Source organism: Vibrio sp. 2132-1 (assembly GCF_033344315.1).
Genome location: NZ_JAWPON010000012.1, coordinates 129,039 through 141,246, shown reverse-complemented (window position 1 = coordinate 141,246; position 12,208 = coordinate 129,039). Strand labels below are relative to the sequence as shown.

11 protein-coding genes are annotated in these 12,208 nt (G+C 45.2%); 10 read left to right on the top strand and 1 reads right to left on the bottom strand.

The features are described from left to right. The first annotated feature begins 8 nt into the window (after positions 1-8). From ndk to R8N47_RS15095, 10 genes are all read left to right on the top strand, one after another. Complete coding sequence (ndk, locus tag R8N47_RS15140) at positions 9-434, top strand: nucleoside-diphosphate kinase (protein WP_042521171.1); 426 nt, start codon at positions 9-11, stop codon at positions 432-434. 373 nt (positions 435-807) lie between these two features. Then, positions 808-1,935, top strand: coding sequence for a bifunctional tRNA (adenosine(37)-C2)-methyltransferase TrmG/ribosomal RNA large subunit methyltransferase RlmN (locus tag R8N47_RS15135; RefSeq protein ID WP_017633913.1), 1,128 nt, complete (start codon positions 808-810; stop codon positions 1,933-1,935). A gap of 435 nt (positions 1,936-2,370) precedes the next feature. Further along, positions 2,371-3,321, top strand: a complete 951-nt coding sequence (gene rodZ, locus R8N47_RS15130) for a cytoskeleton protein RodZ (protein ID WP_005383707.1) — start codon at positions 2,371-2,373, stop codon at positions 3,319-3,321. Between the two features lie 6 nt (positions 3,322-3,327). Then, positions 3,328-4,446 carry a flavodoxin-dependent (E)-4-hydroxy-3-methylbut-2-enyl-diphosphate synthase gene (gene ispG / locus R8N47_RS15125; RefSeq protein ID WP_005381699.1) on the top strand — a complete coding sequence of 373 codons (1,119 nt, stop codon included), beginning with the start codon at positions 3,328-3,330 and terminating at the stop codon, positions 4,444-4,446. Between the two features lie 26 nt (positions 4,447-4,472). Beyond that, a complete protein-coding gene (hisS, locus tag R8N47_RS15120) occupies positions 4,473-5,741 on the top strand; it encodes a histidine--tRNA ligase (protein WP_005381698.1) in 1,269 nt (422 codons plus the stop codon). A 126-nt stretch (positions 5,742-5,867) separates the two neighbouring features. After that, complete coding sequence (locus R8N47_RS15115; protein ID WP_005381697.1) at positions 5,868-6,482, top strand: YfgM family protein; 615 nt, start codon at positions 5,868-5,870, stop codon at positions 6,480-6,482. A gap of 12 nt (positions 6,483-6,494) precedes the next feature. After that, positions 6,495-7,655: an outer membrane protein assembly factor BamB gene (gene bamB / locus R8N47_RS15110; protein ID WP_064353652.1), complete on the top strand. Its 1,161-nt coding sequence runs from the start codon at positions 6,495-6,497 to the stop codon at positions 7,653-7,655. A 167-nt stretch (positions 7,656-7,822) separates the two neighbouring features. Further along, positions 7,823-9,319: a ribosome biogenesis GTPase Der gene (gene der / locus R8N47_RS15105; protein ID WP_017820569.1), complete on the top strand. Its 1,497-nt coding sequence runs from the start codon at positions 7,823-7,825 to the stop codon at positions 9,317-9,319. Between the two features lie 59 nt (positions 9,320-9,378). After that, positions 9,379-10,254 (top strand): hypothetical protein, encoded by an 876-nt coding sequence (locus R8N47_RS15100; protein ID WP_064353684.1) that lies wholly within the window; start codon positions 9,379-9,381, stop codon positions 10,252-10,254. A gap of 309 nt (positions 10,255-10,563) precedes the next feature. Next, complete coding sequence (locus R8N47_RS15095) at positions 10,564-10,788, top strand: zinc ribbon domain-containing protein (RefSeq protein WP_005381691.1); 225 nt, start codon at positions 10,564-10,566, stop codon at positions 10,786-10,788. A 13-nt stretch (positions 10,789-10,801) separates the two neighbouring features. Here R8N47_RS15095 and xseA read toward each other — a convergent pair whose 3' ends face one another. Beyond that, entirely contained in the window at positions 10,802-12,133 is a 1,332-nt protein-coding gene (xseA, locus tag R8N47_RS15090; RefSeq protein ID WP_017633909.1) for an exodeoxyribonuclease VII large subunit, read from the bottom strand. Positions 12,134-12,208 lie beyond the last annotated feature (75 nt).

Here is a 12,208-nt window from a genome sequence, read left to right as displayed (position 1 = left end):
GAAATTTTATGGCTCTAGAAAGAACATTTTCAATCATTAAGCCTGATGCTGTAGAGCGAAACCTAATTGGTGAAATCTACAATCGTATTGAAAAGGCTGGCCTACGTATCATCGCTGCCAAAATGGTTCACCTGACAGAAGATCAGGCAAGCGGCTTTTATGCAGAGCATGAAGGTAAAGAGTTTTTCCCTCCTCTAAAAGAGTTCATGACATCTGGTCCTATTATGGTTCAGGTATTGGAAGGTGAAAATGCGATTGCACGTTACCGCGAGCTAATGGGTAAAACCAACCCAGAGGAAGCGGCATGCGGCACTTTGCGTGCTGATTACGCACTCAGCATGCGTCACAATTCAGTTCATGGTTCCGATAGCCCTGAGTCTGCCGCTCGTGAAATTGAGTTTTTCTTCCCTGAATCAGAAGTTTTCTCTCGCTAACTCGTTCATGCATCACTTTTGCGTGATGATCTAGTTCGTAACAACCTCGGATTTGTCCGAGGTTTTTTATTCCGCGTTCTCCATTTCACCGGCGAGTTCATTCGTAATTATTCGCGAAGACGTTGGCTAATCTGAGCATCTTACAGGGGGGAAAGCTTAGTTAAGTGTGTTTGTTCTCACTGTTTTCTCTGTATCACTTCTACGCTTTTGCTGTCGGTTGTCTAATCATTATTCTCACCGCAAAGTCTGTTTAAAATTTAATCGTTTTTATTTTAATGCCTTAGCAAACTCAGGGTCTTACACCCCTTGTTGTAGCTGCATAAAGGCTGTACAATTCGCGCCCTTATTCTTGTTTCAGTCATTGAGAGGCAACATGACCACTGAAAAAATCAATCTACTCGACTTTGATCGCAAAGGCATGCGTCAGTTTTTCGCGGAAGAACTTGGCGAGAAAGCGTTTCGTGCCGATCAGGTTATGAAGTGGATCTACCATTTCGGTGTCGATGACTTCGAAAAAATGACAAACATCAACAAGAAGCTGCGCGAAAAGCTTTTACACAAGTGTGAAATTAAAGCACCAACTGTAGCAGAAGCCCAGCATTCTTCAGACGGCACGATCAAGTGGGCAATGAAGGTTGGTGATCAGGATGTAGAAACGGTTTACATTCCAGAAGATGATCGCGCAACGCTTTGTGTATCTTCTCAAGTAGGTTGTGCATTGGAATGTAAGTTCTGCTCAACAGCACAGCAGGGCTTTAACCGTAACTTGAAAGTTTCAGAGATCATCGGTCAGGTGTGGCGTGCTGCACGTGAAATTGGTCTTGAGAAAGAAACAGGCCGTCGCCCAATTACGAACGTCGTGATGATGGGCATGGGTGAGCCGCTTCTTAATATGAAGAACTTGATTCCTGCATTGGAGTTAATGCTGGATGACCTTGGCTTTGGTTTGTCGAAGCGTCGCGTAACCGTATCAACATCAGGTGTCGTTTCTGGTCTTGATCAGATGACGGGCAAAATCGACGTTGCGTTAGCGATCTCTCTTCATGCGCCAAACGATAAGCTGCGTAGTGAAATTATGCCAATTAACGATCGTTGGGATATTCAAGATTTCCTAGCATCCGTTCGTCGTTACATTGCTTCATCGAATGCAAACCGTGGCAAGGTAACAGTCGAGTACGTGTTGCTTGATCATGTGAACGATGACATGGACCATGCACGCGAGCTGGCTGAATTGATGAAAGACACACCATGTAAGATTAACTTGATTCCGTTTAACCCGTACCCAGGTTCACCTTACAAGAAACCAAGTAACTCACGTATTGATCGCTTCCAAAAAACATTGATGCAATACGAGCACACAGTTACGGTTCGTAAAACACGTGGTGATGACATTGATGCCGCATGTGGTCAGTTGGTCGGTGATGTAATTGACCGAACTAAACGTACGGCAATGCTGAAAGCGTCACGCGGTGCTGATACCATTGAAGTGAAAGCTGTATAAACGACCGGAATTCAAAAATAGCCAGAGCCATTCGCTCTGGCTATTTTGTTTATTGTTTAGGACATTTTCGCCAAGATTTGGGACTATCACTCTTCAACCTAAGGTTATTTGGGTATAATTTCGAATTCCTTTGTCAAAGTTTGGACAAAAGCTTGAGCTATCTGTTAGTTTGAGTGTAAAGAGTTTTTGTCTTCGTTGCGCATTCGCTTATCATGATATGTAACACTAACGATGACACCGATAATTCTCAGCACTTTCTCACATACGTTTTGCTGATTTTTGCAAAACGGGTATTCGCACTCAGATCGCTGAGAGTTTCTTAAAATTATTATTTTTGGTTAACGCGTTTTGGCTAGCTATCTTTAAAGAGGCTTAAGAACAATAACGAAAATACATGACCACGTTAGCCACTAAAACAGATTAAATACCGCCATTATGACAGAACACGAAAATACGAATGAAGTGCCACTCTCTATTGAAGCTGGCACATTACTGAAAAACAAACGTGAATCCTTGGGAATGAGCCAAAAGCAAGTTGCCGACCGCCTGAGGCTTCGCATTTCTGTGATTGAAGATATTGAAAATAACCGATTTGAATCTCAACAAGTCGCGACATTTACGCGTGGTTACTTACGCTCTTACGCTAAATTCGTAGGTCTTGATGAGAAGGTGGTTTTGACGGCGTTAGAGCAGACTGCCGATGCTCAGCCTCAAGAGCAAGAAATTGAAATGCAAAGCTTCTCTCGTAAAACAAAAGACGAGAAGCACAATAGCCGTATTATGCTCCTTACTTGGGTTATCGGGCTAGTCATTATTGGCATTTCAGCTGCATGGTGGTGGCAAAACCAACAAGAGAATAGCCTAACTAAGGAAGTAACGGATTCAAGTGTTGAAGCGCCGCAGCCCACTGCTCAAGAATTAGCTGATATCGATTTGATGACGGCTGAAGAGTTAATCGCAAGCACTCCTGAAGAAGTTGCTTCAACTAATGAAGGTGTTGCTGAATTGACTGAAGCACCCGTTGAGCAAGGGGCGGATCCTTTGCTGACTGAAACTGAAAATACAACAAGCGTAGATTCTGAAGAACCTGTTGCCGTGATTGAAGCGGCGGAAGAGGAACAGCCTGCGCCAGTAGTACCTGAAGGCATGACACTTCTTACTATGAAGTTTAAAGCGGACTGTTGGATTCAAGTAAAAGACACCAATGGTAAAACGCTGGTAAGTGGTACTCATAAGCCAGGACAAGATGTAGAACTTACCGGAAAAGCGCCATTTAAAGTGATATTAGGCGCACCGGAAGGGGTTACAATGACATTTGCAAGTGAACCTGTCGACCTTTCTGGGTATACTTCAGGCAAAGTAGCTAGATTCACTCTACCGTTATAAAAAATTATGCAACACGAATCTCCAATTATTCGTCGTAAATCGACGCGTATTTATGTGGGTGATGTGCCAATTGGTGATGGTGCGCCAATTGCAGTACAGTCAATGACTAACACTCGCACGACTGACGTAGAAGCGACAGTCGCTCAAATCCGAGCACTAGAAAAAGTCGGCGCAGATATCGTTCGAGTTTCTGTACCTACGATGGACGCAGCAGAAGCTTTCAAACTGATTAAACAGCAAGTTTCTGTACCATTAGTGGCTGATATTCATTTCGACTATCGTATCGCGCTGAAAGTGGCGGAGTACGGAGTTGACTGTTTACGTATCAACCCAGGTAACATCGGCAATGAAGAGCGCATTCGCGCTGTTGTTGATTGCGCTCGCGATAAAAATATCCCGATCCGTATTGGTGTCAATGGTGGATCTTTGGAAAAAGATCTACAGATGAAATACGGTGAGCCTACGCCAGAAGCCTTGGTTGAATCGGCGATGCGTCACGTAGATCATCTCGATCGTCTTAACTTTGACCAATTTAAAGTTAGCGTGAAAGCTTCAGACGTTTTTCTTGCGGTGGATTCATATCGTCTGCTGGCGAAGAAAATCGATCAGCCTCTTCATTTAGGTATCACAGAGGCGGGTGGTGCTCGAGCTGGCGCTGTTAAGTCATCTGTTGGCTTAGGTATGCTGTTATCTGAAGGGATAGGCGATACGCTGCGTATCTCTTTGGCTGCCGATCCAGTTGAAGAAATCAAAGTCGGTTTCGACATCCTTAAATCTCTGCGCATTCGCTCTCGAGGCATCAACTTTATTGCGTGCCCAAGCTGCTCACGCCAAGAATTCGATGTGATTGGTACGGTGAATGCACTGGAGCAACGTTTAGAAGACATCATCACGCCAATGGATGTGTCTATCATCGGTTGTGTGGTAAACGGCCCTGGTGAAGCAGAAGTTTCTCACTTAGGTCTAGCAGGTAGTAACAAGAAGAGCGCATTCTACGAAGATGGTAAACGCCAGAAAGAGCGCTTTGATAACGATGACCTTGTGAATAAGCTAGAAGCTAAGATCCGTGCGAAAGCAGCTATGATGAATGGCGAAAACCGCATCGAAGTTAAAGTACAAGATTAATCTCAACGAGAATTACGGTAAGTATTGTGGCAAAAACAATTCAAGCAATTCGAGGCATGAACGATTGCCTCCCAACTCAGTCGCCACTGTGGCAAAAACTAGAAAACACAGTGAAAAATGTAATTAGCGCATACGGTTATAACGAAGTGCGCATGCCAATCGTTGAAGAAACAAACCTATTCAGCCGCGCTGTTGGTGAAGAAACAGACGTCGTTTCAAAAGAAATGTACACCTTTGATGACCGTAACGGCGACAGCCTAACACTTCGCCCTGAAGGTACGGCGGGTTGTGTACGTTCATGTATTCAAAACAGCCTTATCAACCGTGATGAACAGCGTCTGTGGTACATGGGGCCTATGTTCCGCCATGAACGTCCGCAGAAAGGTCGTTACCGTCAATTCCACCAGTGTGGTGTTGAGGTGTTTGGTCTAAATGGTCCAGATGTTGATGCAGAGCTTATCATGATGACGGCGCGTCTATGGCGTGAGCTAGGTATCAATGAGCATGTCCGTCTTGAGCTGAACTCTATCGGTTCTCAAGAAGACCGCGCAGACTACCGTACTGCACTGGTTGCATTCCTTGAGCAACATATTGATGTGCTAGACGAAGATTGTAAGCGTCGCATGCACACGAATCCACTGCGTGTTCTGGATACGAAGAACCCAGACGTTCAAGCTATTTTAGGTGATGCACCTCGCCTTTCAGATTACTTGGGTGAAGAGTCTAAAGCACACTTCGCAGGTCTATGTGAACTTTTAGACGCCGCAGGTATCAAATACACAGTTAACGAACGTCTAGTTCGTGGTCTGGATTACTACAATCGCACGGTATTTGAGTGGATCACTGAGAGCCTAGGTGCTCAAGGCACTGTATGTGGCGGTGGTCGTTACGATGGCCTTGTAGAGCAATTAGGTGGTAAACCAACACCAGCGGTTGGCTTTGCAATGGGCCTAGAGCGTCTAGTACTGATGCTAGAAACGTTGGAACTGACAGACGTTCGTCGCAGTGTTGACGTGTACGTAGTCACAGCGGGTGAAGGCACCATGATGGCAGGAATGAAGCTAGCAGAACAGCTTCGCGAGTCTGTTCCAGGCGTTCGTGTGATGAATCACTTCGGTGGCGGTAACTTCAAGAAACAGTTTAAACGCGCAGACAAAGTTGGTGCTGTTGTAGCATTGGTTCTGGGCGAAAACGAAGTTGCGGATAATACCGTAGTACTGAAAGACTTAGCTGGTGGTGAGCAAGAGACTTACAACCAAGCAGAAGTTGCAGAAAAGATCGCAGCACTGATTTAAGTCTTTTAGTAATCTAACAAAATTACATCCTAGTTCGTAAGCTAAGGCTCCCAAATGTGGAGCCTTTAAACGAAATAGGAACAATGGCAGCTAAGCTGCCATTTACATGTTTTAAGAGGACAGGAAGTGGAACTTTACGATACTGAAGAACAACAAGTTGAAGCCATTAAAGACTGGTGGAAGGAAAACGGCAAAGCCGTCATCATCGGTGCGGTTGTTGGTTTAGGTGGTCTATTCGGCTGGCGTTACTACCAGGATTCTGTGATTCAGGCGAGTGAAGCAGCTTCTCAAAGCTACACGACAGCAATGAATGCTTTGCAAGACAAAGGCACTGATGCTCAAGCTGACGTGAAAGCTTTCATTGAGTCAAATGAAGTAAAAGAATATTCAGTATTGGCTGCGCTACAACTTGCTAAAGCACAAGTTGAAGCTCAAGACCTTTCTGCTGCATTGGAGCAACTGAAGTGGGCGCAAAGCAACACTCAAGATGCTGCGTTGTTACCATTGATTAGTTACCGCATTGCGCGTATTGAGACGGAAATGGGTAACTTCGACGCTGCAACGGCAGAGCTAAGTAACGTCACTGATACAGCATGGACAGGTCGTATTGCTGAACTTCGTGGCGATATTGCGATTCGCCAAGGTGACAAAGATGCTGCGTACGCTGCGTATACTGAAGCTCAGCAAGCGGCAGATGCAAGCCCGACACTACAAATGAAATTGGACGATCTGGCGAAATAAGGACCGCATTGGATGAAAAGAGTCTTTAAGAAAGCCTTGCTAGGGGCGTTAACAATGGGAGTACTTGTCGGTTGTGCAGGTGAGAAAGACACCATTGTAATGGCGCCACTACCTCAGGTAGACAGTCAGTTTACAACCAGTAGTGAGTGGAGCACATCGGTTGGCGATGGTGTTGGTCATTACTTTTCAAAACTATCCCCTGTATTTGCGAATGATACATTGTTCGTGGCAAGTCGTGATGGCTTAGTAAAAGCGCTGGATCCTGAAAACGGTAAACAACGTTGGCAAACGGACCTAGAAGAAGATGTCATTGCTCGTCTCTCTGGTGGTATCACAGCGGCATACGGAAACCTTTACATTGGCTCTGAGAATGGTGAAGTCATCTCTCTTGACCAAGAAACAGGTGAAATTGTTTGGCGTGTCAAAGTTGGTGGTGAGGTACTGGCGAAGCCAGTTGCAGATTCAGGCCTTATTATCATCAATACTAGCCGAGGCATGTTGATTGCCCTTAATGAGAGTACAGGTGAGCAACGCTGGGCATTGAGTACAGAAGTGCCGAACTTAACTTTACGTGGCGACAGTACTCCGACTGCAATTGGTGGCGGTGTATTTTGGGGAACGGCAAATGGCCGACTCGCAGCTGCTATCGTTGAGCGTGGTCAGTTGATTTGGCAACAGCCTGTTGGTACGCCAAAAGGCGCGACAGAAATTGATCGTTTGGTTGACGTTGATTCATCGCCAATTGTGCTAGGCGGTACTCTTTTCACCATTGGATACAATGGCCAACTTATCGCTATTGACTTGCGTTCAGCGAACCCGATTTGGAAGCGTAATTACTCATCTGCGACAGACATTTCTACAGATGGTAGTCGCATCTTTGTGATAACGGAAAAAGATCATGTTGTTGCCGTTGATTCACGAAGCGGAACTGAGTTGTGGGAAAACAGCTTGCTTGAGCACCGACAACTTACAGCGCCAGTTATTGTTGGCAATTATCTCGTTGTCGGTGACACGCTTGGTTACCTTCACTGGATGGATCGTTCAACGGGCGAATTTGTTGCGCAGCAGTTTGTCGATGATAGCGGCTTGGCTGTTGGCCCGACGTTATTGTCGGATGGTTATGTGATTACAACTCGCAACGGCGATGTAAAGAAACTAACCATTAACGAATAATATCGTGATATAATTCACATTCGGCTCCTGGCTGGTGACAGCTAGGAGCCGTTTTGTTGTTTGAATTTATTAACCCTGACGTGGTTATAGGTAAAAAGCTGGTTTGATTTGGCATCGAGCAAGTCGTTACCTATAACTACAGAAGAAAGATTATTGTAGAGGTTGTTATGGTACCTGTTGTAGCTCTAGTAGGGCGTCCGAACGTAGGTAAATCTACACTATTTAACCGATTGACTCGCACTCGTGACGCGTTGGTTGCGGACTTTCCAGGCCTAACGCGAGACCGTAAATATGGCCAGGCGAGACTTGGTGAAGAGCACGAATTCATTGTGATTGATACTGGTGGTATCGATGGCACAGAAGAAGGCGTGGAAACAAAGATGGCAGAACAGTCATTAGCCGCGATTGATGAGGCTGATGTTGTATTGTTCCTTGTTGACGGTCGTGCTGGTCTGACACCTTCAGATGAAGCAATTGCTGCGCATCTGCGTAAAATTGAAAAGCCAGCGATGCTGGTAGTAAACAAAATCGATGGTATTGATGCCGATGCGGCGTGTGCTGATTTTTGGCAGCTCGGCGTGGATGATATGTACCAGATTGCGGCTGCTCATGGCCGTGGTGTGACCGCTTTGCTTGAGCGTGCTTTATCTCCATTCTTTGATGATCTACTAACAAGTGAATCTGAAGAAGGTGAGATTGAAGACCTGACTGGATTCGAAGACGAAGAGCCTCTTGTTGAAGATTACACTGAAGAAGACGCAGAAGCTGAATTCAAACGCCTTCAAGAGCAGCCGATTAAGTTGGCGATCATCGGTCGTCCTAACGTAGGCAAATCGACACTGACTAACCGTATTCTGGGTGAAGAACGTGTGGTTGTATACGATATGCCTGGTACAACGCGCGATTCTATCTACATCCCGATGGAGCGTGATGGACGCGAATACGTACTAATTGACACCGCAGGTGTTCGTCGTCGTGGTCGTATCAATGAAACGGTTGAAAAGTTCTCTGTTGTTAAGACGCTGAAAGCGGTAGAAGATGCAAACGTCGTTCTACTGGTGATTGATGCTCGTGAAAATATTTCAGACCAAGACCTAAGCTTGCTTGGTTTTGCACTGAATGCTGGCCGCTCAATTGTCATCGCCGTTAACAAGTGGGATGGTCTAGACAGTGACGTGAAAGAAAGCGTGAAGAAAGAACTGGACCGCCGTCTAGGATTCGTCGACTTCGCGCGTATCCACTTTATCTCTGCGCTGCACGGTACTGGCGTTGGTCACTTGTTTGAATCTATCCAAGAAGCATATAACTCGGCGACAACGCGTGTGGGTACGTCAGTACTGACGCGTATCATGAAGATGGCTGTGGATGATCACCAACCGCCAATGGTTCGTGGTCGTCGTATCAAACTCAAATACGCACACGCAGGTGGTTACAACCCACCGATCGTTGTTATCCACGGTAACATGGTTCGTGAATTGCCAGATTCGTATAAACGTTATCTGATGAACTACTTCCGTAAGTCTCTGGAAATTATGGGAACACCGATTCGCATTAACTTCCACAACAGTGATAACCCATACGAGAACCGTACGAATAAGCTTACGCTATCACAAGAGCGTAAACGTAAGCGTATGATGTCGATGGTGAAAAACCGCAATAAATAATGAAATTCGAATACCCAAGTTTCTACTTGGGTATTTTTTTATCAAAAGTAATCGTAAAAATGACTATCACAGCAACAAAGACTCGTTTTTGTCATCAAACATGGCAATTAGAAGCACAAATACAGCTCGTTCAATATACGGAAGAAGTGACTTACGTTATTACAGATGTCACGCCGTTCCATCCCGTTAGTCACATATGGCCGGATCACCCTGCAGACAAAGGAACGTTGAAGGTGAATGGGGCTGAGCATGACGTAGTAGATTGCCAAGTTGGGGCAGTGGAGCAGGAAAGTGGTGCTCTGTATGTGGGTAGTGACATCCCTGTAAAGCGTGATGCTGAAGGTTGGGTGTTTGTCGTCGTGCATGTTTTATCACGTACGGAATCACTTGTTACTGATGATTTGGTGACATTGGCGGTAGATAAGGATTACCAACGCGCTTTGAGTCGAGGCCACACTGCAGGACACTTAGCGTATTTGGCGTTGAATAAAGTACTAGCGGAAGACTATTGGCGAAAAGACGCAGACCGCAAAGACCCACATGGTTATTATGACTTTAATAGCTATGCACAAGTTACGAGTTATGTTACTCCAGACAAGTGCCTCGATACGTACCGTTTAGGCAAAACACTCCGTAAAAGAGGATTAAACAGTGCAGATATGCTGAATGACCTCCAGGCGATTGCAGAAAAAGTGAATGGCCAACTGGTTGAATGGCTTCAAAGAGATGCGATGATCACCATGGAATGCCACGGCGATAGATTAACGGATTCTCGCTATTGGAAGTGCGATTTAGGGGAAGGTCAATTAGCGGTAATCCCTTGTGGTGGAATGCATGCGAGCCATTTAAATGAGTTTGCTTTTATCCAAGTTAAACTCGTTAAGCTCGACGCTCAAACTATCGAAATGCACACCAATGTAAACACTGCTTTTTGAATAAGATCTTTTTATTAAATTCTGATTTTTCGTTTAATTAAATCTCTTTAAGGTTTTTTATTCTGTCTTAAATTGGAATGCAGAATATGTAACTTATGCTTTCGGTGTGTGGTTATATAAATATTCTTTTAAGGGGTGATCGCTGATCAAGGAGTAAATATCAGACGATCAGTATAAGATCCTACGTATCAAGTATGGTTAACGCCTCGTGAAACTTGTTGGGGCGGTGATGAAGAGCAACATACTTGTTCGTTATTTTGAGTAGCATGCGTTACTCGAAATTGCTTAGTTTAGAGAGAGGAACGGGATATGCAGCAGAACATTTGCCCGACTTGCAATGTCGAACTGGAATGGACAGGACAATACCATTGTGCACAGTGTGAATCGGATTTTAAAAAAGTAGGTTTTTGCCCTGATTGTGAGGCAGAGCTGGAGAAGCTGCAAGCATGCGGTGCTGCGAGTTACTTTTGTAATGTGTGTAATGAACTCAAATCAAAATCACGTGTCCGATTTGAGTTCCAGAAAGTCAGTTAACCAGAGTTTGTATTCAGTTAACGGTAGAACGAACGTCGCCTTCGGCTAACCGGGTAATCAATACATCTCCCGACTTTACATCTGAAGATTGCGTAATTACTTTACCTTGCTCAGTTTGAGTAATTGAGTAACCTCGTTTCAATGTCGCTAGTGGGCTGACGGTGTCCAACTTTTCTGCGGCAATCGCGAGTTGATGGCGCATAGTCAGTAATTTGCGATCCATTGCATCCATGAGCTTTTGCTCAACACGTTCTAGCTTCGACTTCTGCTCGGCAAGGCGTGTTACAGGAGAATTTAATTGCAGCCGATAATGTTGACGCTCGATTCGCTGTTGACGCAAGGCAATAAAACGACTCATCGCTCGCTGTAAGCGCATGTCCAACTCATCTAACTGTTGCGTCTGACGTTGCAAGCGATAGCTTGGGTGCTGTCTCTCTAGACGGTGCACTAATTGAGCAGATTGCTGCTTTTGTTGTGCTAGGTAGTAACGCATCGCGCTCGCTAACTTATGCTGGCGGGTAACTAAAGCTTGATCTTTGTGGCTGTTATCACGGCTTACTAGCTCAGCGGCTGCTGATGGAGTAGGCGCGCGTACGTCGGCGACAAAATCAGCTATTGTCACGTCAACTTCATGTCCAACGGCGCTAATAATAGGAATTTGGCTTGCTGCAATCGTGCGAGCTAATATCTCGTTGTTAAAGCACCATAAGTCTTCTAATGAACCACCACCTCGGCCCACAATTAGCACATCACATTCATCACGGCTGTTAGCGCGACCAATGGCTTGTGCAATTTGAATGGCTGCGTCCTCACCTTGTACCACTGTAGGATAAATCACAACAGGTAGGGAAGGATCACGACGTTTCAATACGTCTAAGATGTCGTAAAGCGCGGCACCAGTTTTCGATGTGATGACGCCAACACGTTTAGGGTGCTCAGGCAAAGATTGCTTATTGATTTGAGCGAACAACCCTTCTGCTGCAAGCTTCATTTTCAGCTCTTCAAACTCTTGCTGAAGTCGGCCGTCACCTTCCGGTTGCATGCTTTCGATGATCAATTGGTAGTCACCGCGAGGCTCATAAAGAGAAAGACGAGCTTTTACTAGGACTTGATTACCGTTAGCGGGCTTGAAAGTAACGCGGCGATTGTTACCACGAAACATGGCACATTTAACTTGAGCGCGAGAGTCTTTAAGAGTGAGGTACCAGTGACCAGAGACAGGAGCTGAAAAGTTGGATATCTCTCCGACGAGCCAAACGATCCCCATTTCGTTTTCAAGGAGTAAACGAACTTCTGCGTTGAGACGAGAAACAGTAAAGATGTTTTGATTGGTCTTGGAGAGCACAGCTAATCTCTTAGACGTGAGTATGGAAATTAGCGGCAATATAATACATAGCAAGGGGGTAATTGCAAGAAAAAA